General features: G+C 34.3%; 21 protein-coding genes and 1 pseudogene. 5 read left to right on the top strand and 17 right to left on the bottom strand.

Annotated features, from left to right (window positions below):
- Positions 1–12: 12 nt before the first annotated feature.
- A complete protein-coding gene (locus tag JFU23_RS27090; RefSeq protein ID WP_002085739.1) occupies positions 13–252 on the bottom strand; it encodes a DUF2584 family protein in 240 nt (79 codons plus the stop codon).
- Positions 253–436: 184 nt separating this feature from the next.
- Positions 437–694: a hypothetical protein gene (locus JFU23_RS27085; protein WP_002012747.1), complete on the bottom strand. Its 258-nt coding sequence runs from the start codon at positions 692–694 to the stop codon at positions 437–439.
- Positions 695–1,044: 350 nt separating this feature from the next.
- Here JFU23_RS27085 and JFU23_RS27080 point away from each other — a divergent pair, with 350 nt between their 5' ends.
- Both JFU23_RS27080 and JFU23_RS27075 read left to right on the top strand, forming a co-directional pair.
- Complete coding sequence (locus JFU23_RS27080; protein ID WP_201033153.1) at positions 1,045–2,097, top strand: enoyl-CoA hydratase/isomerase family protein; 1,053 nt, start codon at positions 1,045–1,047, stop codon at positions 2,095–2,097.
- A gap of 159 nt (positions 2,098–2,256) precedes the next feature.
- The gene (locus JFU23_RS27075) at positions 2,257–2,889 is read left to right on the top strand and encodes a LysE family translocator (protein ID WP_100248442.1); all 633 of its coding nucleotides are present in this window, start codon (positions 2,257–2,259) and stop codon (positions 2,887–2,889) included.
- A gap of 106 nt (positions 2,890–2,995) precedes the next feature.
- On the opposite strand, the gene JFU23_RS27070 is transcribed toward JFU23_RS27075, so the two are convergent.
- The 7 genes from JFU23_RS27070 to JFU23_RS27040 form a co-directional block, all read right to left on the bottom strand.
- The gene (locus JFU23_RS27070; RefSeq protein WP_016126890.1) at positions 2,996–4,456 is read right to left on the bottom strand and encodes a CoA-acylating methylmalonate-semialdehyde dehydrogenase; all 1,461 of its coding nucleotides are present in this window, start codon (positions 4,454–4,456) and stop codon (positions 2,996–2,998) included.
- A gap of 39 nt (positions 4,457–4,495) precedes the next feature.
- A complete protein-coding gene (locus tag JFU23_RS27065; RefSeq protein ID WP_201033152.1) occupies positions 4,496–5,386 on the bottom strand; it encodes an NAD(P)-dependent oxidoreductase in 891 nt (296 codons plus the stop codon).
- Positions 5,387–5,402: 16 nt separating this feature from the next.
- Entirely contained in the window at positions 5,403–7,112 is a 1,710-nt protein-coding gene (locus JFU23_RS27060; protein ID WP_044439787.1) for an acyl-CoA dehydrogenase family protein, read from the bottom strand.
- 155 nt (positions 7,113–7,267) lie between these two features.
- Complete coding sequence (gene prpB / locus JFU23_RS27055; protein WP_002031847.1) at positions 7,268–8,176, bottom strand: methylisocitrate lyase; 909 nt, start codon at positions 8,174–8,176, stop codon at positions 7,268–7,270.
- Positions 8,177–8,194: 18 nt separating this feature from the next.
- A complete protein-coding gene (gene prpD / locus JFU23_RS27050) occupies positions 8,195–9,631 on the bottom strand; it encodes a 2-methylcitrate dehydratase (RefSeq protein ID WP_002085755.1) in 1,437 nt (478 codons plus the stop codon).
- A 98-nt stretch (positions 9,632–9,729) separates the two neighbouring features.
- Positions 9,730–10,851, bottom strand: coding sequence for a citrate synthase (gene mmgD / locus JFU23_RS27045; RefSeq protein ID WP_002127276.1), 1,122 nt, complete (start codon positions 10,849–10,851; stop codon positions 9,730–9,732).
- Between the two features lie 834 nt (positions 10,852–11,685).
- Positions 11,686–12,831, bottom strand: a complete 1,146-nt coding sequence (locus JFU23_RS27040) for an MFS transporter (RefSeq protein WP_137056856.1) — start codon at positions 12,829–12,831, stop codon at positions 11,686–11,688.
- Between the two features lie 238 nt (positions 12,832–13,069).
- On the opposite strand from JFU23_RS27040, the gene JFU23_RS27035 reads away from it, so the two are divergent.
- Positions 13,070–13,348: a hypothetical protein gene (locus JFU23_RS27035; protein ID WP_085310934.1), complete on the top strand. Its 279-nt coding sequence runs from the start codon at positions 13,070–13,072 to the stop codon at positions 13,346–13,348.
- An 80-nt stretch (positions 13,349–13,428) separates the two neighbouring features.
- Here JFU23_RS27035 and JFU23_RS27030 read toward each other — a convergent pair whose 3' ends face one another.
- Positions 13,429–15,936 carry a transglycosylase domain-containing protein gene (locus JFU23_RS27030; protein ID WP_201033151.1) on the bottom strand — a complete coding sequence of 836 codons (2,508 nt, stop codon included), beginning with the start codon at positions 15,934–15,936 and terminating at the stop codon, positions 13,429–13,431.
- A gap of 465 nt (positions 15,937–16,401) precedes the next feature.
- On the opposite strand from JFU23_RS27030, the gene JFU23_RS27025 reads away from it, so the two are divergent.
- Positions 16,402–16,611 (top strand): KTSC domain-containing protein, encoded by a 210-nt coding sequence (locus JFU23_RS27025; RefSeq protein ID WP_002035375.1) that lies wholly within the window; start codon positions 16,402–16,404, stop codon positions 16,609–16,611.
- Between the two features lie 67 nt (positions 16,612–16,678).
- Here JFU23_RS27025 and JFU23_RS27020 read toward each other — a convergent pair whose 3' ends face one another.
- The 4 genes from JFU23_RS27020 to JFU23_RS27005 all read right to left on the bottom strand — a co-directional run bounded on the left by JFU23_RS27020 (position 16,679) and on the right by JFU23_RS27005 (position 19,476).
- Positions 16,679–16,891 (bottom strand): YqaE/Pmp3 family membrane protein, encoded by a 213-nt coding sequence (locus JFU23_RS27020; RefSeq protein WP_201033150.1) that lies wholly within the window; start codon positions 16,889–16,891, stop codon positions 16,679–16,681.
- 300 nt (positions 16,892–17,191) lie between these two features.
- Positions 17,192–17,851, bottom strand: a complete 660-nt coding sequence (locus JFU23_RS27015; RefSeq protein ID WP_201033149.1) for a DUF6944 family repetitive protein — start codon at positions 17,849–17,851, stop codon at positions 17,192–17,194.
- 253 nt (positions 17,852–18,104) lie between these two features.
- The gene (locus JFU23_RS27010; RefSeq protein WP_201033148.1) at positions 18,105–18,812 is read right to left on the bottom strand and encodes an SDR family oxidoreductase; all 708 of its coding nucleotides are present in this window, start codon (positions 18,810–18,812) and stop codon (positions 18,105–18,107) included.
- 325 nt (positions 18,813–19,137) lie between these two features.
- Positions 19,138–19,476 (bottom strand): hypothetical protein, encoded by a 339-nt coding sequence (locus JFU23_RS27005; protein WP_002127270.1) that lies wholly within the window; start codon positions 19,474–19,476, stop codon positions 19,138–19,140.
- Positions 19,477–19,688: 212 nt separating this feature from the next.
- Here JFU23_RS27005 and gerPF point away from each other — a divergent pair, with 212 nt between their 5' ends.
- On the top strand, positions 19,689–19,904 hold the full coding sequence (gene gerPF, locus JFU23_RS27000; protein WP_001141569.1) for a spore germination protein GerPF: 216 nt from the start codon (positions 19,689–19,691) through the stop codon (positions 19,902–19,904).
- 290 nt (positions 19,905–20,194) lie between these two features.
- Here the strand turns inward: gerPF and JFU23_RS26995 are convergent, their stop codons facing one another.
- The 3 genes and pseudogenes from JFU23_RS26995 to JFU23_RS26985 form a co-directional block, all read right to left on the bottom strand.
- Positions 20,195–20,530 (bottom strand): YolD-like family protein, encoded by a 336-nt coding sequence (locus JFU23_RS26995; protein WP_201033147.1) that lies wholly within the window; start codon positions 20,528–20,530, stop codon positions 20,195–20,197.
- A gap of 110 nt (positions 20,531–20,640) precedes the next feature.
- Positions 20,641–20,913, bottom strand: a pseudogene (locus tag JFU23_RS26990) (zinc ribbon domain-containing protein); the annotation flags it as partial.
- Between the two features lie 565 nt (positions 20,914–21,478).
- Positions 21,479–21,700 (bottom strand): hypothetical protein, encoded by a 222-nt coding sequence (locus JFU23_RS26985; protein WP_002012623.1) that lies wholly within the window; start codon positions 21,698–21,700, stop codon positions 21,479–21,481.
- Positions 21,701–22,271: the final 571 nt, after the last annotated feature.

The raw sequence follows: 22,271 nt of genomic DNA, 5'->3' as shown, positions 1-22,271 counted from the left end.
ACCCTTCTCCTTTTAGTTTACTGATTGTAGTGAAACAAGCTGATAGTTTAGTGTAGTTTTTCCGTTCTCCCATTCTAACTTTTGGACAATTGCACTACCGATTCTTTCTTCGTTTGATTTATATAAAGGCAATATTTCTTGAATAGTAAATAGATGATAACCATCTAAAATTAATTGAAATAAATTATCTTCTATATGTAATCTTACTTCTTTTTCATTTGAAATAATTTTTGTATGCATCTCAAATTTCATGCTAGATACAACCCCTTTTTTCTAATCTCTACATTTTAATAGTATAGTGGTCATGCAAGATTGACAAGTAAATACACCGCGATGTACATACTTTTTTAATTATAAATATTTTATGTTTTTTTATATGAAATACGGTATGTGAAATTATTAATCTACAAAAATAAAAATGCCCTTTCAGGCATCCTTATTTTTGTAAGTACTCTTTCATAACATAGTACAATACAGTTATTAAGACAATCGCTACAAAAAACGCAAATACGGCCACAACATACCCATCTTTATTTAATAAAAAGCATATGGAAATAGATATTATAAAAATCGGAAACACGAGACGTACCTTAGCCTTCACTTCTTCTGTCGTATCTGTATGATGAAAATACTGTGTAATTCCTACCATAAGAGATGACAAAATAATAACCGACAATAGTAAAGGTCCTGGCATTCCGATCTCTCCTTTCTCTATTTCTAATTATATACAAACCCCGCGCTCTTTAAAAGTTAGATAATTCAGCCTTTTAACTTTTTCTACATCCACTCTTTAATTTACACCACGTATACTAACTCAATATAAGTTATACATATAATAGCGCCTTCAACACGACATTTTCAAATAATAGCACTTACAGTAATGTTGTAATATTCCTCTTCATTCTCTGAAATCCTGCAAATATAACTCGTCAAAATATGCGATAAATACTAACACTAAGCACCTAATTTAGACAAAAATTATAGAGGACATTTCAGCATGTATCAAGAAATAAGAATAGAAAGATAAGTAAGGGAGGATTTATAATGACTGAACACGTTTTATTTTCTGTTAGCGAAAACGGCGTTGCATCTATTACTTTAAACCGTCCAAAAGCACTTAATTCTTTATCCCATGACATGTTACAACCAATTGGGCAAAAACTTAAAGAATGGGAGCAAGATGAGCGTATTGAACTCATCGTTTTAAAAGGAGCTGGGACGAAAGGTTTTTGTGCAGGTGGTGATATTAAAACGCTATACGAAGCACGTTCTAACGAAGTTGCATTACAACATGCAGAGCAGTTTTTTGAAGAAGAATATGAAATTGATACATTTATTTATCAATACAAAAAACCAATTATCGCTTGTTTAGATGGAATTGTAATGGGCGGTGGTGTCGGTCTGACAAATGGAGCGACGTATCGAATTGTAACAGAGCGTACGAAGTGGGCAATGCCTGAAATGAACATCGGTTTCTTCCCTGATGTCGGTGCTGCTTATTTCTTAAATAAAGCGCCTGGATATACTGGTCGATATGTTGCTTTAACAGCATCTATTTTAAAAGCTCCTGATGTATTATATATTAACGCTGCTGATTACTTTATGACATCAGATTCATTACCAAATTTCCTTACCGCACTTGAAAATGTAAATTGGAAAAAAGAAGATGTACATACTCATTTAAAAGAAGTTATTCGTACATTTGCAACTGCTCCAAACTTAGATGGCAATCTTTCTTCTTCAGTAGAAGAAATTAATTCGCATTTTGCATTCGATACAATTGAGGGAATCATTCAATCGTTAGAGAAAGATCAAAGTCCATTTGCCCAAACAACGAAAGAAAAGCTATTATCCAAATCCCCTGTTTCATTAAAGGTAACATTAAAACAGTTTATTGATGGCCAAGAAAAGTCAGTTGAAGAATGTTTCGCGACAGATCTTATACTCGCTAAAAACTTCATGCGACATGAAGATTTCTTTGAAGGAGTACGCTCCGTTGTAGTTGATAAAGACCAAAATCCAAATTATAAATATAAACAATTAAGTGATGTTTCAGAAGAAGATGTAAATCGATTCTTTAACTTACTTAACGCTTAAACAAAGAGGCCATATATTGTAGCACACCTCAGCTACTCTATATGGCCTCTTCTTTTCAGTTAAATAATTTTAAATATAATTTAATTTTATTTAACTAAAATGTATGTTAAACTAACGTTAATCGAATTTTCTAAAAACAAAAAAAAGGAGGCGGATAACATTATGGAAAATTTTTTTCTGTTTATTATTATGTCTATATGTCTTATTATTCTACCCGGTCCTGATACAGCAATGGCTACGAAAAACACATTGATTGCCGGCAAAATCGGCGGCGTTAAAACTGTTTTTGGTACTTGTGTTGCGCTTTTAATTCACACTTTAGCTGCTGTAATTGGTCTTTCGGCACTTATTGTAAAATCTGCTCTTTTATTTTCTATTTTTAAATATGTTGGTGCTGTATATTTAGTCTATATTGGTATTAAAGCCCTTTTAGCAGTAAGAAACACAGAAGACTTAAATACAGATGACGTTCCAATAAATAATGACAATAAACATACTTCTTGCTTTCGCCAAGGGTTTCTTACAAATTTACTAAACCCTAAGGTTGCAGTCTTCTTTTTAACTTTTTTACCACAGTTTTTAAATCCAAATCATAATACATTTATACAACTTCTCGTTATGGGACTTACTTATCTCATTTTAACAGTCATTTGGTTTGCTTTTTATATATTTTTAATTGATAAAATTAGTGCCTTTATGAAAAAACCGAAGACACAGCGTTATATTCAAGGGATTACAGGAATCGTCTTAATTGGGTTTGGTATTAAATTAGCCTTTGAAAGAAATAGTTAACATAATACAAACGAAAATACACTACTCCATTATGAGTAGTGTATTTTCGTTTGTATTATTTTTATAATGAGTGGGAATGCACCCCACTCATTATCATTTTACTTTATTAAAACCAGCGCTCAGTTACAACTTTTTTACGTGTATAAAATTGAACGCCATCCGTACCATTTGTACCAAGATCTCCAAAGAATGAAGCTTTGTTTCCTGCAAATGCGAAGAATGCCATTGGTGCTGGAACATTAACGTTTACACCAATCATACCAGCATCAATATTGTCTCGGAATGTTTGTGCATGTTTTCCATTTGACGTATAAATAACAGCACCATTCGCAAATTTCGATTGATTTGTCAGCTTAATACCTTCTTCTAAATCTTTTACTCTTACAATACTTAATACCGGAGCGAAAATTTCATCTTGCCAAATTTTCATTTCTTGATTTACACCATCAAAGATTGTTGCACCAACAAAGTAACCTTCTCCAACTTCTTCATTGATTTTACGGCCATCTACTAGTAAAGTTGCTCCATCTGCTACACCACTATTAATATAGCCTAAAACACGTTCTTTATGAGATTCACGGATTAATGGTCCAACATAATTATCTTCGTTGAAACCGTCACCTACTTTTAACTTCTTCGTTTCCGCTACTAATACATCAATGAATTCATCAGCAATTTCATCAACTACTGCTACTACTGAACATGCCATGCAGCGCTCTCCACTACTTGCAAACGCAGATCCAATTACACCTTGTACTGTTTTTTCAAGATTGCAATCTGGCATTACAATCGCATGGTTTTTCGCACCTGCTAACGCTTGTACACGTTTACCATTTTTTGTACCAGTTTCATATACGTAGCGTGCCACTGGCTCAGAGCCAACAAACGAAACTGCTTGAATATCTTTATTTTCTAAAATACTATTTACAACATCTTTTCCGCCTTGTACTAAATTTAATACCCCTTTTGGAAAACCAGCTTCATAGAATAACTCTACAAGTCGCTCAGCTAAAAGTGGCGTTCTTTCAGATGTTTTTAATACGAATGTATTACCGCAAGCAATTGCAAGTGGGAACATCCATAATGGAATCATCATCGGGAAGTTAAACGGTGTAATACCAGCAACAACTCCGATTGGGTAGCGCCAAATCGATCCATCAATTCCACTAGCAATATTCGGAAGAGCTTGTCCCATCATTAAATTTGGTGCTGATGTTGCAAGTTCTACCGCTTCAATACCACGCTGTACTTCACCAGTTGCATCCGTTAGCGTTTTACCGTTTTCTAGCGTAATGATTTTTGCAAGCTCATCTTTATTTTCTTGTAACAGTTGTAGATATTTGTATAGTTGTCTTGAACGATTTGGAACTGGCACTTTAGACCATGTTTTGTATGCCGCTTTTGCCGCTTCAACAGCTTTTTCAACATCTTCTTTTGGAGAAAGTGGAACGTAAGCGATGATTTTTCCAGTTGCCGGATTCGGAACCGCTTCTACTTCCGTACCAGTAGATTCTACCCATTCTCCATTAATATGATTTTTCACTCGTTTAATTTCAGTTGTAATCATTATATTCTCTCCTTTTTTATCATGGTTTTTATAAGTGCACTATTTTTGATTAGAAATTAACTGTTCGCTAACTTTCTTATATAAAGCAGCCATATCGTTTTCACCATATCCTGCCTCACTCGCTTCTTCATATACGTTTAATAGCATCTCACTTACTGGTAAGTGAAGTTCACTTTCTTTAGCTAACTCTATCGCAAATCCCAAATCTTTCTTTAATAAATTTACAGTAAAGCCTGGCTCATAATTTTCTGATGCAATGAAACTTTTATAATTACGCTCATAAATTCTACTTTGACCGTAACTTACATTTAAAATATCAAACATTTTATCTAAATCCATATTGTTCTTTTTCGCTAATGTTAAAGCTTCACTCACACCAGCTGTATAAAAACCAATTAATAGATTATTAATTAATTTAACAGTTGTACCACTATCAATCTGCTCACTAACGTGGAAAACATTTGCTCCAAGTACTTCCATGACAGATTCAGTTTTCTCATATACTTCTTTCGATCCACCAACCATAAACGTTAATGTACGGTTTTCTGCACCAATTACCCCACCGCTAACAGGTGCTGCTAAAAAGTCTACTTTCTTTTCCTTCGCCGATTCCTCTAATTGTTTGTTTAATTGTGGAGATACTGTACTTGTATCAATTAAAGCTACATTCGAGTGGCTATTTTCAAATAATCCTTCTTCCCCAAAATATACCGCTTCCACAGCACGAGGTGAAGGCAAACTTGTAAAAATCACATCGCATGTCTCTGCTAGTTTTGAGATTGATAGGCCGATAATTCCTCCTTCTTTTTCAAAGGAAGCTTCCGCCTCTTTATTCAAGTCCACTCCATATACTGTGTAGCTAGAATTAACTAAATTTTTAGACATTGGAAGACCCATGTTACCTAAACCGATAAAACCAATCTTTTTCATATCGCTTTCCTCCTATTTACACAATATATTTCCCGCGATTTATAATAACTTTCGCAATATCTCTCTTTTTCGTAAATAAGTTTGAGTATAAAGGCACTAATAATTGACGGATTTCAGCTAATATTTCTTGTCTATTTTGTTCTTCTGTGACAGCTGCTGAAAGAATGGAAATCGCAGCTTCTTCTACTTTACGATATCCTTCTTCACAAATAACACCTGTTATCATTTGCTTCGTACGCTCTTTTTCCTCACCATTTTTACTAACTGCTTTCCTCGTACGTAAAAATGCTGATTCCATGACGTACACGTCCGTCAACATATTTGATAATACGCGTGAATATTCTTGCTCTTGCTCAATTTTTAAACCTGGAGTTTTAGAGAGCGTTTTCAAAGATTGTTTCAACAATTTTTTCGCTAATAAAATGTAACGATGGTTTCTTTCTACATTTGCCACATCAATTTCTACTTCAGCATCTTCTATTTGCTCGATTTGCTTCATTAACATTTTTGCAACTGTTAATCTATTAATTTCATTCGTTCCTTCAAAAATACGACTAATCCTAGCATCACGATATAATCGTTCTACTTCGTATTCTTGCATATAACCGTAACCACCATGAATTTGTACAGCTTCATCTACGATATAAGCAAGTGTTTCAGAAGCGTTTACTTTATTCAGTGCACATTCAATTGCAAATTGAGACATTTTTTTCATAAGATCTTCATCACTCTCATGAATTGCTTCATCAATTACACCCGCTGTACGGTAAGCTGCACTTTCTGCTCCATATGTAGAAATAATCATATTGGCAATTTTCTCTTGAATCATCGTAAAATCTACTAATTCCGTTTGGAACTGTTTTCGCTCTTTTCCATATTGAACTGATAAACCGATTGCTTGTTTTGCTGTTCCAATATTTCCAAAAGCAAGTTTTAGTCTAGCGAAGTTAAGAATATTAAGAGCTACGTGATGCCCTTTCCCAACTTCCCCTAAAATATTTTCAGCGGGGATGACAACATCTTCTAAAATAAGCGTCGCTGTTGAAGATCCTTTAATCCCCATCTTCTTTTCTTCTAATCCTATTGATACACCTTCACATGTTCTTTCGACAATAAACGCTGTCATTCCTTTATTTGTCTTCGCAAAAACAACGTATACATCTGCCATATGAGCATTTGTAATCCACTGCTTCTCACCATTCAACTTCCAAGCAGTACCATCTTCATTCAATACTGCACTCGTTTTTGCACTTAATGCATCAGAACCAGCATTTGGCTCAGTTAAAGCATAAGCCCCAATCCATTCTCCCGATGCGATTTTCGGTAAATATTTTTCTTTCTGTTCTTTCGTTCCATAATATATGTAAGGCAATGTACCTACACCGGCGTGTATATTAAAAGAAACGCTAAATGCACCCGCGTAACCCATTTTCTCTGCTACAAGACCTGAGACAGCCTTTCCTAACTCGAATCCGCCATAATCTTCTGGTACCTCAATACCTAATAATCCAAGTTCCCCAGCTTTCTCAAATAATTGACGAGAAACTTTATAGTTATGTTGTTCAATATTCTCAATTTGCGGGACAATTTCTTGTTTAACGAATTGTTCTGTCGTTTTTGCAATTAAATCTTCATCCCCTGAAAAATCTTCTGGTGTAAAGAAAGTATTATTCACATCTTTATTGAGTGAAAAAAATTCATCCCATGGTAACTTCGTTTTCTCCATCTGAATCCCCCTATCATTTCGGCCTTCGTTGATCTTTGCATATGCTCGTCTACGATGAGTGGAATATCTTATTATTGAAAACAGAAGGCGATGATTTTTCACATCAAGCAGTTCGTTTTGCCAAAGATGTATTTTCATCGCCTAAATCCTTCTACCTATTGATCTTCAGATAATACTGTTTTTGCAATTCCAGTATCTAACTCTTCAAAGTCATGATATGAAATTGTTTCATATAATTCACTTCTCGTTTGCATATTAGAAAGTGCATCTTTTTGAGAACCTGTTTCCTTAATTAGCGTAAACACATTCTCATATGCTTTTGCAGCAACACGAAGTGAAGTTACAGGATAAATTACCATTTGGAAGCCCATATTCGCAAATTCCTCTGCACTATAATATGGTGTTTTTCCGAACTCAGTCATATTTGCTAGTAAAGGTGCATTCACTTTGCTAGTAAATAAACGGAATTCTTCTTCCGATTGAAGCGCTTCTGGGAATATTGCATCTGCCCCTGCTTTTACATATGCATTCGCTCTTTCAATCGCTGCATCTAATCCTTCCACGCCGCGAGCATCTGTGCGTGCTACAATATATAAACTTGGCGCAACTTCTTTAATCGCTTTAATTTTTTGAACTAATTCTTCTGTAGTAACAAGTTTCTTACCATTTAAATGTCCACATTTCTTTGGTAATTGTTGATCTTCAATTTGAACAGCCGCAACTTTCGCTTCCACCATTTCTACAGCTGTTCTCGCTACGTTTAGTACTCCACCAAATCCTGTATCAATATCAACAAGAACTGGTAAATCTGTAGCTCTAACTAGATCCCTTGCTCTCTCTGCTACTTCAGTAGACGTCACGATCCCTAAATCTGGTAGTCCTTTACTTGCAGTGTAAGCAGCTCCCGATAAATATAGAGCTGAAAAACCTGTATTTTTCGCAACAAGAGCCGCCATTGCATCATGAGCACCTGGAATTTGCAAAATTTCATTTGCTTCTACTAAAGCTCGGAAGCGATTCGCAAGCTCCTCTTGTGTTGACTGTTTATTCACAACCCAAGCCATTCTAAATTCCCCCTATTATTAAATTAAGAATAGATCTACAAATTCGTTTACATTCATATTTTCTAGTTTTTCTTCATTTAGACAAGCTTCATGGATTTTTTCTTGTTGCTTACTAGAATAATGACCTGCCATATTTGCAGTGAATTTCCGAACAACTTTTGGAATTGCTTCGTCTCTACGGAAACGGTGGCCAAGTGGGTATTCACATTCCACATTTTCTGTTACAGTACCATCTTTAAAATGAACTTGAACAGCGTTGGCGATTGAGCGCTTGTTCGGGTCAAGGTAATCTAAACTGTACTGTTTGTTTTCAACAACAACCATCTTATTACGTAATTCATCTACACGTGGATCATTCGCTACTACATCCTCATAATCATCCGCAACGATATCTCCTTTTAATAAACCTATTGCCGTAATGTATTGTAAGCAATGATCGCGATCAGCTGGGTTATTTAATGGACCTTCTTTATCGATAATACGAATTGCTGACTCATGAGTTGTAATTGTAATACGATCAATTTCATCTAATCTTTCTTTAAGTTCCGGATGTAATTTCACTGCACATTCTGCAGCTGTTTGTGCATGGAATTCTGCTGGGAATGACACTTTGAATAATACATTTTCCATTACATAAGATTCTAGCGGTCTTGCTAATTTTAATTCTTGCTTGTTAAATAACACATCTTGGAATCCCCATCCTGGTGCAGATAATGCCGTTGGGTAACCCATTTCACCTTTTAATGCAGTCATTGCAAGATGAACACCGCGGCTCGTCGCATCACCTGCTGCCCATGATTTACGTGAACCTGTATTTGGAGCATGACGATATGTACGAAGACTAGAGTTATCAATCCACGCATGTGATAATGCATTAAAGATTTCCTCACGCGTTCCGCCAAGCATTTTTGCAACTACTGCAGTCGTCGCTACTTTTACGTATAATACGTGATCAAGACCAACACGGTTTAAACTGTTTTCTAAAGCAAGTACACCTTGAATTTCATGTGCTTTAATCATCATTTCTAGTACTTCACGTACTTTTAATGGTTCTTTTCCTTCTGAAATACGAACGCGGCTAATATAATCTGCAACTGCTAAAATTCCGCCTAAGTTATCAGATGGATGTCCCCACTCTGCTGCAAGCCAAGTATCGTTATAGTCTAACCAACGGATCATACATCCGATATTAAATGCGCCTTTTACTGGATCTAGCACATAAGATGTTCCTGGTACACGTGTACCATTTGGCACGATTGTTCCTGGTACAACTGGTCCTAATAATTTCGTACACTCTGGGTATTGTAGTGCTAAAATTCCACATCCAAGTGTATCAAGTAATACGTAGCGAGCCGTACTGAATGCCTCTGCACTTGTAACCTCTTTATTTAATACATAGTCCGTAATTTCTTCTAATAATGCATCTTTTTGTTTAATTTCATTTGTTTTAATCATGCTATTCTTCCCTTTCTGTCGAAAATTCGTTATTATTAATGATGGTTGTCGGTCAAACACCCATCTGGCGGGCGGCGCTAACAACTCCCCAGTTGTTTTTATTTACTAAATGCATGTCGCTCGCCAATATAATTTACACGTGGACGGAACAAACGATTGTTCGCATGTTGCTCAATTACGTGTGCACATAGCCCTACTGTTCTAGAACTAAAGAAGATTGGTGTGTAAAGTTGAATTGGAATACCAAGCATCCAATATACTGGAGCAGCATAATAATCAAGATTCGGATAAATTCCTTTTTCCTTCTCCATAATTTTTTCTCCAGCTTCACACATTTCATATAGTGTATAATCGCCTTTCACATCACATAACTGCTTTAATGCTTCCTTCATCATAAGTGCTCTTGGATCCATCTTTTTCATATAAACACGGTGTCCAAAGCCCATAATTTTTTCTTTGTTATATAGTTTCTTCTGTAATAACTCTTCAAATTTCTCAACATTACCAGCTTCTAAAAGCATGTACATAACCGCTTCATTCGCACCGCCATGAAGACTTCCTTTTAAGGATGCAACTGCTCCTGTTAAAGCGCCGTATAAGTCGGATTGCGTTGATGCAATAACGCGTGCTGTAAATGTAGAGTTTGGCATTTCATGTTCACTATATAAAACAAGGGAACGATCAAAGATTTTCTCTTCAAGTTCAGTTGGTTTCTTTCCAGTTAACATATAGAAGAAATTCGCACTATATGACAATTCTTGAAGAGGCTCAATTGGTTCCTCATTATTTAAAATATGGTAGCTATTCGCTACAATATTTGGCACTTTACTTAAAAGCTTGTATCCTCGACTTTTATTCACTTCTAACGAGCGGTTTTCGATATCACTATCGTAACCAGCTAATGCAGACACACCTGTACGTAGCCCATCCATAGGATGCGTTTCCTTAGGCAATGCCTTTAGAACATTGAATACACCTTCTGGCACTGCATATTCTTCTTTTAATTTCTTTTCAATTGTTGCTTTCTCATCCTCATTCGGTAAACGTTCTTCTAATAAAAGGTGCACAATGTCTAAATACTCTTTTGTTTTTGAGAGTTCGATTAAATCATACCCTTGAATTACAATTTCACCTTTTACTGTGTCAAGAAACGAAATTTTCGTTTCCGCTGCTACTACACCATCTAATCCCGGGGAAAATTTTTCTTCAGCTTTCATCATTATTTCCTCCAATCCTAATAGATCTTCGTGCACATAACTGTAAGCCTTTACAATAATATGAAACTACATTTCTATTTCAATGTATCAGAGTTTTTAGAAGATTTCAATTTATTTTATAATGATAAGTTTCCTATACTTTTACCGATGTAATAATACAATTTTTCAAAAATAACTTTCATCTTTTATAAAGAAAGGACAAACATCCTTTTACAATTTTTTAAAACGAAATATAACAATTATCCATATAATCCCACTAAATATACCTTTAATCCCTTTTTCTTCAACAAACATAAAAAACCGAGCTGCACTCATGCACAGCTCGGTTTTTTATAATATTTATTTCATATTCCCATAAATATAATTCTTATATAAAATTTATTTATTTTTAATAAAATTATTATTTTACATAATTAAATTAAATTTCTTCCGTTTCTTTACGATAGCTTACAACTAATTCATAGTTTTGAAAGTACGAAAGATCATCAAAATCTATAAAAATAAACTACCGTCTTTCTCAACTGACACTATTTCCCGAACTGGTTTCTCAGAAACAATTCCTAAAAAATATCCTGGATGAATTGAGGTACTCCCTCCGTATCTTACAATAAAGTGAAACTTTAATCAGTGGGGGTTTGTTCATCCCCCACTGATTATTAGGCCGCACCAATCGGGCGTTTAGGGCAGTTGATCTCCCGCCGAATTTTGAGGTGGAGTCTTACTGCCCACAAATAGCGAGATACATCAAATAGATTCATCATGCTTTATACGCAATTCTTCCTTAAAGCATCGTCGAGCATCATGTTCAATTGAAATTTTCATCTTCGCTCTTCCTGTTTACGCAAAATCTTTTTTGCCTAATCGTTGTTTTACAAAAATGACAAATATAATTAGAGCTATTAATCCTGAAATTGCACTACCTGCGAATAAAATACGGTAACCAAACATTTGTGAAACAACTCCAAGTAAAATCGCACCTAATCCAATCCCTAAATCAAAAGCGGTAAAGAATGAAGCGTTAGCAACTCCTCTTTTACTCGGAGCAACAATTGTAAGCATCGCTGCTTGCAAAGCGGGCTGTGCTGAACCGAATCCAACACCATATAATGCCGCTGCAATCATTACACCTATCAAACCATTTGAAATCGTTAGTACAACTATCGCTAAAATAGTAATACCTAATGTTGGCAGTATGATAAAAACTTCTCCATACTTATCTAATAGTTTTCCTGAAATAGGTCGTACAATTGTTAAAGCAATTGCATATACAAGAAAGAATGTCCCAGGATTCACATCAATTGATGACGCAAATAACGGTAAAAATGTTGTTATTCCTCCATATGCAAATGATAAAAAGAAAACAACAACCGTTATTGATAAAACAGATTTTTCAAACAGCTGAATTTTCCCTTTTTCTTTTTGTGGCGTGAATGGCATTTTCGTTATTAACGATAATACGACTGCCATAAAGGATAAAAGAGTTGCTAACAAGAATAGACCATGAAATGAATAATTTTGTACAACCCATAATCCAATCATCGGGCCAATTGCCATCGCGATTGTCATCGCCATGCCATACCAGCCCATCCCTTCACCACGACGTGAATCTGGAATAATATCAGTTATCGCTGTTCCAACTGCTGTTGTAGAAACAGCCCACGTCACTCCGTGAATAACGCGTAAAACAGCTAAAAGGACAATAGTCGATGCTAAATTATACGAATACATCGTTATCCCAAAAAATATGAGTCCGAAAATAATAAAAGATCTTCTACCATATTGATCTAACATACCTCCAATAATCGGTCGTATTACAACTGCCGCTATTGTAAACATTCCCATCATCAGTCCAACTTGCGATTCATTTCCACCAATCTCTTTAATAAAGAGCGGGAGCGTTGGAACAAGTAAATAAAACCCCGTAAATAAAAATAACATCGCGATAGTCATTTGTATAAATGATTTCGTCCATAATCGTTCCATTAAAATCCCTCCATAAACACGTAAAATATTACGATTAACACATCCATTGTATATGTTTCATATTCCTTTTCCCTCCGCTAATAGGCGTATCTTTTCGTAATAAATGGTCCACCATCAATTCACATTGGTCTTACGACTTTGTACGTATGTTTTAACCGAAAATCCTATCTATATGTACCTTTATAAGCATTAAAAGAATATACTACTTTATCATTGAAACTTAGGAGTGATCATTTTCATGTGGGTATCACCAAGAATAACCGCCGTTGTCCCAGCAGCTCCCTCAATACATGTTCCTGCCGTTCATACAGCTAGTTCTGATGTTGGTATCGAACTTCCTGCCACTTGGCAACAATATCAATCGACTGACCAAGTCACCCCTTCATTTTGGCATCATGGTACACACCCGAGTAGTACTACTTTTTATGGCCCTAGTTATCCAATACCACCAACTCAAATTTTTTATCATTTCCCATCAATTTACTTTCAAAATTTCTATGGTACTTTTAACATTTAAAAATAATATTAACCTTTATAATATAAAAAGCACCAAAGGAACCGTTTTATCGGTACCTTTGGTGCTTTTATATACATTACTTATTGTCCATTATTGGCAGGGACTTCTCCTGTGTTCCCGCCAGTAGTTGGTGGCGTTGTTGCTGGTGGCGTTGGAGTTGTATTCCCTTGGCCTCCTCCACCGTTAGTCGGTGGGGTAGTATTTCCTTGATCCCCACCGTTGTTCGGTGGCGTTGTATTCCCTTGGCCTCCACCATTGTTTGGTGGTGTTGTATTTCCTTGGCCTCCACCATTGTTCGGTGGTGTTGTATTTCCTTGGCCTCCACCATTGTTCGGTGGTGTTGTATTTCCTTGGCCATTTCCATTATTTTGTTCATTTTGCTTATTTAATTCATCTTGTTTCTTTTGCTCTTCTTGCTTCTTAAGCTCTTCTTGTTTCTTAAGTTCATCTTGTTTCTTTTGCTCTTCTTGTTTCTTAAGTTCTTCCTGTTTCTTTAATTCCTCTTGATTTTTCTCTTCTTCAGTTTTTTGCTGTTGATCTTGTTTTGGTTGTTCCGTTGTATCCGGTACGCTCGTATTTGGAGATGAATCACGTTTTTCACCTTTTATACGTAACTCACTACCTTCTTGAATAACACTACTTGGCATTTTAAAGCGTGATTTATCTGTAGCCATCTCGCTCATCATTTCTTTAAAGATCAACTGTGCAATTTTCGTATTTTTACTACTAATATACTCGTCTTTACCATCTTTCGTATATCCAGTCCATACTGCCATCGTATATTGCGGTGTATATCCTGCAAACCAACTATCACGAGTTGCACTTTCTGGAATTCCATATTGTGCTAGTTGTTTTGAAGAATAGTTAGTTGTACCTGTTTTACCAGCTACATCTAAAGAGGCCACATTTGCCGATGTACCAGTACCTGATGTAACTACAGAACGAAGCATATCAGTAATCATATATGCTGTAGAATCCGCCATAACTGATTTTGGTTTTTGTCCAAAACTTTGTGACTTGCCGTCTGGATAAACTACTTTCTTAACAAAATGCGGCTTCGTATACTTACCGTCATTCCCAAATGCCGCATAAGCACCTGCAATTTCAGTTGGTGACGCTTCATTTGTACCGATCGCTGTTGATTCTGTCGGTGCTACATTAAATGTAATACCTAATTTCTCAGAGAACTCTTTCGATTTACTAATACCTACCTCTTTAGCTGTTTTAATAGCTGGGATATTACGTGACTTTGTTAGTGCTTCACGCATTGAGATTGGCCCTAAATGACTTCTATCTGCATTTCTAACTTCTTGGCCAGTTGAATACTTAAATGGAGAGTCATCAATTTGATGATAAGTAGCCCATTTTAAATATTCAATTGCAGGAGCGTAATCAAAAATTGGTTTCATCGTTGAACCAGCTGCACGATCTAATTCAATCGCCATATTATGCCCTTTAAATACTGCTTTATTTTCACCGCGCCCACTACCTATAGCGCGAACTTCTCCAGTTTTCGTATCCATAAATGTGAAAGCACCTTGGAATTTATCATTTGGATAATTAATAATATTTGTATTCAAAATATTATCAGCTAATTTCTGTGCTTTTGGATCCAATGTTGTATAAATTTCTAAACCATCAGATCCAATATTAACATCTGGTATTTCTTTTTCTACTTCTTTCACAACTGCATCCATAAATGCAGTATGTGGCATCGCTTGTAGTTCAGCTGCACTTTTAATATTTTTATCTACTGGTACTTTCGATGCTTCTTCCATTTCTGCCTTTGTAATATAACCATGTCGATTCATTAAGTTTAGTACAGTATTTCTTCTTTCTGTTGCCCTTTGAACATTTTCTTTTTTCGTTGGGTCATAGTTATTCGGTGCTTTTGGTAAGCCAGCTAGCATCGCAACTTCTGGTAATGTTAAATCTTTCAATTCTTTACCGTAGTAGTTTTGTGCTGCTGTTGCGATTCCATATGAACGATTACCTAAATTAATTTTATTTAAATACATCTCTAAAATTTCATGTTTTGAATACTGTTGTTCTAACTTATACGCTAAATATATTTCCTGAACTTTACGTTTTGATGTTTTTTCCATCGATAAGAAGTAGTTTTTAATAACTTGCTGCGTTATCGTACTTCCACCTTGTGAACCGTAATCTCCCTTAAGACTAACTAAAACTGCACGAGCAGTACCTTTAAAATCTACTCCGCTATGCTCATAAAAACGCGAATCTTCTGTTGCTAAAAATGCATTTTCTACCAATTTAGGGATTTGATCATACGTAACATTCGTCCGCTTTTCTTTCCCATATTCATATACCAAATTCCCGTCTTTATCATAAATTTTTGAGGATAACGGATTAACAAGTTTTGCTTTCTCAAGTTTTGGTGCATCCTTAATCATTACGAAAAAGGTAGCAACCCCTGCCACTAAACCTACAATACCAAGTAGTAAACAACTGATTAAAAATTTACGAAAAAACGATGTTTTACCTTTTGGTTTTGTTTTTTTAGAAGTTGGCTGTTTTTTCTTTTGAACTTGTCGTCGCTCCTCTCGAGAACGATAATTTTCTGACATCTTACTTTCTCCTGCCTTTCAATTCTCCCGTTGATTTACTTGAAAATATTGAGGTCACTTCCCAGATACATTTAATCAAGAAAGTATATTGACCTGGAGCATTCAATATTTTCCTAATTCACAGATTATACATTTTAGAATACTTCTTATACAAACTATTTTCACTTCTATTTTTTCTAATAATACTGCCCCTTAAAGCATAGAATGTAAGAAGTGAATTTTTAATACCTCGTATAAATAATATACCTTTTTTTCAAATGGTCAATATTTTCTTATTTATAAATCAAAGGTGAAATAAAAATAGCACAACGATATGTACTTCGTGTGAACTTCCTTATAATTACGTATAACAAACATTTAATATATTGCATATAATTATAATACTCTTTTAATTATTAGGATTTCAACACGAAAATCCCCTTCTCTACAAGAAACCATCTAAAATGAAAAATAAGGAGTTGCGTAATGATGGAGCTATCTCCCGTTATTTCAAAAAAATTAGTTGCTGTTGGCTATAATCCTTTTTCTATGATTTTACGTATTCAACTAAAGAATGGTATGTATGATTTCTTTAATGTGCCAGAAAGCATTTACACCGGTTTATTAAACGCACACTCTAAAAGTTATTATCATAATACTTATATTAAAAATTCTTACCGCTATACTAAAATTTAAACTTGATTGGCATACAAAAAAGAAAGGCGAATCAAATCCCCTTTCTTTTTTGTATGTCAATCGCAATTTACCTTCTATTTCTTTTACTAATTTCATCATACGCTTGAACTTGTTTTTTAAGTCGCCTGTCGGCTTTTTTATCATGTACGACAAGAACTGCGTGTATCGCTCCTGGAACCCAAAAAATTAAGGTTAAAATAAAATTAATAATCGCTTGAAACGGCTTTCCGCAAAATAAAACAGCTACCGGCGGAAGTAAAATTGCTAATAAGTACATCATGTCTGAAAAACTCCTTAATGTTTATTTTTCGATTCTTCCTCATCCATCTCCTACACTATCAAACCTATGAAATCATGTTATTTCTAAAAGCGTATATAAGAACTCATCATTACAAAAATCACATATAATAGTATAACTAAATGAGAAGCCTCTCACTAACGTTAACAAGTTATTTTCACCTGTTCATTTATATGTATATTCTACGCCTATATGAAAAAGCCTACAAAAACAATTAACCCATCCATCTTGTCCTACTTCTAAAATTGAAATACTCCAAACTTCATTGAAATGAGTATTTCATCACCTTTTCTTAGATTCCAATCGTTGTTCCTCTACTATTTCGGTTAATCCAATTGCTGAAATTACAGTACCTATTACCTGTATCCAAATACCTATTAGCCCTATTATACGTTGATCTTCTTTATCTATATTACTATCTTCATTTCCCTCTTCTTCTTTTGATATATTGTGAATACCTTCATATGCTTGTAATCCTGCACCTAAACTTTGCATTGAATTCCCTAATATAATAATCCACTGTATTCCATTTTTCTCATTCAATGCTACTTCTACTCCTAAAAAAGCTCCAATTGATTGCAAACTATTTCCAGTAATTATAAGGAAATCATTTTCTTTCATTTGTTCATTTAGATTTAAATACGTTCCTATTACATTAGAAATATTACCTAAAGCTAATAACTCAATCCCCGTTTTCGCTAGCTCTTTATTTTTATTATCTATAGTTACCTCTTGCTTCTCACATTTATCTTCATCTTTCGCATCATTAGTTGCTATAATTTGTAATATATATCCGAGAGCTTGTAATGAACTCCCTACAATAACGAGATCCGACTCAATCTTTTCTTCCCCTGCAAACCCTCTAGTTGTTCCAATTGCTGCTATAAGATTTCCTCCTACTTGAAACCAGGCACCTGTCAATTCTAAATCGCGTAGGTTCATTTCCCATCACCTATATTTAAATTTTCTAGTACATTCGAAATAAACAAATATCACCTTTAATTCATTATTCTATTTTTCATATGTAATTTTGTGCATCACATAATGTACTAATAGTACAAAAGAGCACCTTTCAGGCGCTCTTTTTGACAAGGAGTTTCTCGATGAATGTATAATTTGCAAATGCTTCCTACATACTTCAATATATGCTTGTCCTTCAGAACTGTGAATATAACATTTAATACTTATCTGAAGATTAAATGCATACTGGACATGTCAATGACTCACCGTTTTTATCTATTGATATATTTAATATATAATGAATTGCTTTATGTGACCACATTTCAGGTGTAGGAGATTCTTTTACATATTGAGGTGCACATGAGTGAAGCATTGGAGTGCTAATACTGCCACCTGGATCTAAAGCAACTACTGCCATACCATTTGGTAGTTCCATTGCCATTGACTGCGTGATACCTTCAACAGCAAACTTCGAGGCACAATATGGCGCAAGTTCAGCCTCGCCTTCTCTTCCCCAACTAGAGCTCATATTAATAATAATTCCTTCTTTCCTAGCTATCATCGCCGGGACGAACGCCCTAATGACATTTACTACCCCGTTCACATTTACACTCATTACACTTTCAAATTCTTGAGCCGGAACTTTCCATAGCGGTGCACTTTGATTAACAATCGATGCATTATTTATTAACATATCGGGAGCCCTATACCTATTAATAATACGACTTGCCCATTTACTAACTTGGTGATGATTTGAAACATCAATTATTTGAAAATCATGTGAAGCACCGTAATATTTATTAAGCTCTTCAATTTTATTTTTTGAGCGTCCACACCCTGCTATTTTCCATCCCAATTCATGAAACCTATCAACCATTGCACGTCCTAACCCTTGCGTTACTCCAGTAATAATTACAAGTTTCCCAATGTTGTTTCGCTCCAACTTCATCTCCTCCTTTCCATTAATATTACTCTTTTTATTCTTATTCAACATCTCACTTAAGTATCAATTCATTTCATACTTTAGAAGTATTTTTGATATTACATATTACAAACAAAAAGAGTAACCATCATAGTTACTCTTTTTGTTTGTATCGTTATTATTTTTAAATTGTATCTTCTATTCCCTACATTTCTCACATCGATAAATATAGGTTACACCTTAATGAAAGTATATTTATTTTTACGGTTCGATTTATCCAAATACTTTTCAATCCACTTTTTCAACTTAACAGAGCCCACCTCTATCAATAAATTTCCACCTAGTCTTATAACATACTTTTATTTAGATTCTCAATCTCATTTTGCAACTTTTTAAATTGCTCAAAATGCATTGTTATAGATTGAATACTATTCCTTTCAACATTTTGCTTTACTAATAAAACGCCTGTATCGTGAAAAATCGCTTCAAGTTCTTTCCTTATAGATACTTTCGTAATATATGCGGTTTTAATTGCCGATAAAATTGCTATTTCATTAAACTTTAATTTTATTTCATTAGGACAAAATGCTTTTTCGATCAATGTGACATCATTACTATAAATATAAGCAACAAGTTTACTTGATTCTGCATCTGTTAAATCCACTGTTTTTATAACATTATCCATTACATTTTGCCTCCTTTAATTCCATATATATTAATTATTCAAATTTATTCTTTTTAAAATTCAGCTCTTCATTAATTTTAACATACTTTTTGCTCGATTGATTAAACAAAGCTTCAAACATTTTTCTATTCCGAAATATTTGTCAAATGAACCAATTAGACTGTACCTTCATATAGTAATGCAAACAATTACTTATAAAGTAGGTGAAAATTATGCCCTCAGTTGTTGGGAATTTAGTTGTACAAAATAGTAACGGATCTTTCAACTTAGGTGATTTCTACAATGTTTCTCCAAAAGAGAATACGAAAGCTTATAACGGCTCTGGCGCATCTAACGTTGGTTTCGTAGTGAACACTTTTAGTGGGGTTAGTGCGACTAATACATTTGATTCTGATCTAGCAGATCAAAACCAAGTTGGTACGGCCTAAACAGCTCTGTAATCATTTTTGTATAACATTTTTAAATTTGTCTATACTATACTCAGGCTGATACACAGCTATCGTCGATTTTTTGAGTACCAATCTTTTTCTCCCTTTCCCTGGGACTAAGCAGCTAGCTTCCATCTAGCTGCTTTTTCATTTAGTTCTTCACCTCTTCAAAAAATTAGGTTTTTACAGGTATCCTGACTCACAGCCGAATTTTTTGAAGAGGTGTAAATCTAATTGCCCGCAAATAGCTAGATAAATTAAAGAAGCTAAACTTCAAAATTCAGCTTCTTTTAAGTTACATCAATTATGTCCCTTGCAGCAAATATATATGTTTTATAAAATGCATCTGTACATTTTACAATTTGTTGAATTGGATTTATATGAACCACTGTCATATAACTCGTAAGTATGTATCCTTCTTCAAAATAGGTCACTAACATCTCTTTTTCAGACAATAATGAAGTTAATAATTTGTCTGAAATGCTTTCTTTCGCTTCATTCGTTATTAGTGGCCTTTGGAATTTTAATTTCTCTCCAATAATTTTTCTCATACTTAATAATTGTTCCGACATTACTGTAAATGGAACCCACTCTCTTCCTTTTTCCTGTACCTTTACATAATTCATTTTCTTTACTCCTCAATTTTCTATATCTATCCATTCTTGAACTCCCCCACTTTCACTTCGTTTAGAAGTGGGGGATTCCTAAGTAAAGAGTTCTATCGAACTCTAATTTATTAGGCTATCTCCGCAGTCCTTGCGGTTAGAAGCCTTATCGCTTCATTCTTTAGATTGATACTTGCGTTAATATCCCTATCATGATGTGTACTACAAGAAGGGCAGTCCCATTTACGTAGGTTTAGATTTTTAACGTCTTTGTTTTGATATCAACAACAAGAGCATAATTGGCTTAAAGCAAATGTTTTCGATACGACAATGACTTGTTTGCCGTATCATTTTGCTTTATATTCCAACATGGTTCGAAACTGTGACCATGTTACCTCACTAATTTCATTTCTAAATACACTTTATCCATCTCTTATTTATATGTAGCGTAGCTTTCCAATTCAAAACTATTTATGAATTTGTAGACATCGCCACTTCGAAAGAACATTCGTTCTAATTATACACGAACTAACGTTCTTACGGAAGTGCAACATGTAAATTTTTCAAACAAAATGCAACTTTAATATATGAAGTTTATTCATACTCATTTATTACTCCCTTTTATTAATCAAATTTCTTTGCACTTCCTATCGCATCATAGAATACGTGTAGCAACAATAAAAGCGACTCCACCTAATGTGAAGTCGCTTTTATTGAACTAATTATATTTCTAATTTTACTTTTCTATCCTAACTAACGTTCTTTCTGGAATACAAATTTCAGCTATATCTCATTAACCATCCTTCAACAAAAGCATACACTTTTATTATGAACGAACTTACAAAGCTTTAGAAACTTATGATGTAAAACAATTCATTCCTCATAAGTTTCATACATATCGACAATTACTACCATTTATCCTGCTATTTGCAGGCAGTAAGATTCACACTCATTAATTTTTCACTTTCTTTATTGAATATGCTTGGGTTGCATTATAATATGTAATTCTCTCTCTGTTTCTGTTTTTTTCGGATTCCGATAATATTCCAGTTTATATTCTAATACTTCATACTCAACCATCCCAATCTTTATCCCTTTTGTTTCTTTTAATACAGCTAATAGAACGCTTATATTTTCATTAGATGATTCAAAAATTTTCCCTCCGCCTTCTCTCTTAAAAATAACTTTCATATATTCTCCCCCAAATTAATTTAATAATCTAGTAAATATAAAAATATTCATCCTATTTTAATAAAGTGAAGGCTAATAATCAGTGGGGGTTTTGTCCATCACCCACTGATTATTAGCCTTCACCAATCGGGCTTTTACGAGCAGTAAGACTCCCACAAATAGCGGGATAAATAATTCTTATCATCATTAAGAACATCCTTTTGTACTAAATGTTCAACATGTCACTTCCTATAAAGTTAATTTATACTCCAATAAATATGATATGTACCATTCTTTAAATTATGTCCTCAATTCAATCTCCAAGAAAATATATTTAGTTTATATTTAACAAAATTAATTAACTAAAACATTATCATTTCAACATTTTGCGAATTTAATTGCTTATTCCTTTTATCTACATCCAAATTTTACTATTGTAATTCTTAATATTTAAATGTAATATTGTATTGTCTTACTATCTATTTATAACACACACACTAACGCGAAAAGGGAACTCTATATGAGTTCCCTTTTCTATTGAAAATAAAAAAACAGAAATATAGCATTATGCTAAATCTCTGTTTTTCTTCTA

Source organism: Bacillus sp. TH50 (assembly GCF_016650565.1).
Taxonomy (GTDB): domain Bacteria; phylum Bacillota; class Bacilli; order Bacillales; family Bacillaceae_G; genus Bacillus_A; species Bacillus_A mycoides.
The sequence above is the reverse complement of the archived record's forward strand: the minus strand, read 5'-3'. Positions and strand labels throughout refer to the sequence as shown.

Bases quoted from the DNA above. Each gene is read 5' to 3' on its own strand.
- prpD (WP_002085755.1), bottom strand. From the start codon at position 9,631: ATGATTAAAACAAATGAAATTAAACAAAAAGATGCATTATTAGAAGAA.
- gerPF (WP_001141569.1), top strand. From the start codon at position 19,689: ATGCCCTCAGTTGTTGGGAATTTAGTTGTACAAAATAGTAACGGATCT.
- JFU23_RS27040 (WP_137056856.1), bottom strand. From the start codon at position 12,831: ATGGAACGATTATGGACGAAATCATTTATACAAATGACTATCGCGATG.
- JFU23_RS27085 (WP_002012747.1), bottom strand. From the start codon at position 694: ATGCCAGGACCTTTACTATTGTCGGTTATTATTTTGTCATCTCTTATG.
- mmgD (WP_002127276.1), bottom strand. From the start codon at position 10,851: ATGATGAAAGCTGAAGAAAAATTTTCCCCGGGATTAGATGGTGTAGTA.
- JFU23_RS27070 (WP_016126890.1), bottom strand. From the start codon at position 4,456: ATGATTACAACTGAAATTAAACGAGTGAAAAATCATATTAATGGAGAA.
- JFU23_RS27065 (WP_201033152.1), bottom strand. From the start codon at position 5,386: ATGAAAAAGATTGGTTTTATCGGTTTAGGTAACATGGGTCTTCCAATG.
- JFU23_RS27060 (WP_044439787.1), bottom strand. From the start codon at position 7,112: ATGGAGAAAACGAAGTTACCATGGGATGAATTTTTTTCACTCAATAAA.
- JFU23_RS27020 (WP_201033150.1), bottom strand. From the start codon at position 16,891: ATGATGTACTTATTAGCAATTTTACTTCCGCCGGTAGCTGTTTTATTT.
- JFU23_RS27080 (WP_201033153.1), top strand. From the start codon at position 1,045: ATGACTGAACACGTTTTATTTTCTGTTAGCGAAAACGGCGTTGCATCT.
- JFU23_RS27030 (WP_201033151.1), bottom strand. From the start codon at position 15,936: ATGTCAGAAAATTATCGTTCTCGAGAGGAGCGACGACAAGTTCAAAAG.
- JFU23_RS26985 (WP_002012623.1), bottom strand. From the start codon at position 21,700: ATGAAAGTTATTTTTAAGAGAGAAGGCGGAGGGAAAATTTTTGAATCA.
- JFU23_RS27025 (WP_002035375.1), top strand. From the start codon at position 16,402: ATGATGGAGCTATCTCCCGTTATTTCAAAAAAATTAGTTGCTGTTGGC.
- prpB (WP_002031847.1), bottom strand. From the start codon at position 8,176: ATGGCTTGGGTTGTGAATAAACAGTCAACACAAGAGGAGCTTGCGAAT.
- JFU23_RS26995 (WP_201033147.1), bottom strand. From the start codon at position 20,530: ATGAATTATGTAAAGGTACAGGAAAAAGGAAGAGAGTGGGTTCCATTT.
- JFU23_RS27005 (WP_002127270.1), bottom strand. From the start codon at position 19,476: ATGGATAATGTTATAAAAACAGTGGATTTAACAGATGCAGAATCAAGT.
- JFU23_RS27035 (WP_085310934.1), top strand. From the start codon at position 13,070: ATGTGGGTATCACCAAGAATAACCGCCGTTGTCCCAGCAGCTCCCTCA.
- JFU23_RS27090 (WP_002085739.1), bottom strand. From the start codon at position 252: ATGAAATTTGAGATGCATACAAAAATTATTTCAAATGAAAAAGAAGTA.
- JFU23_RS27015 (WP_201033149.1), bottom strand. From the start codon at position 17,851: ATGAACCTACGCGATTTAGAATTGACAGGTGCCTGGTTTCAAGTAGGA.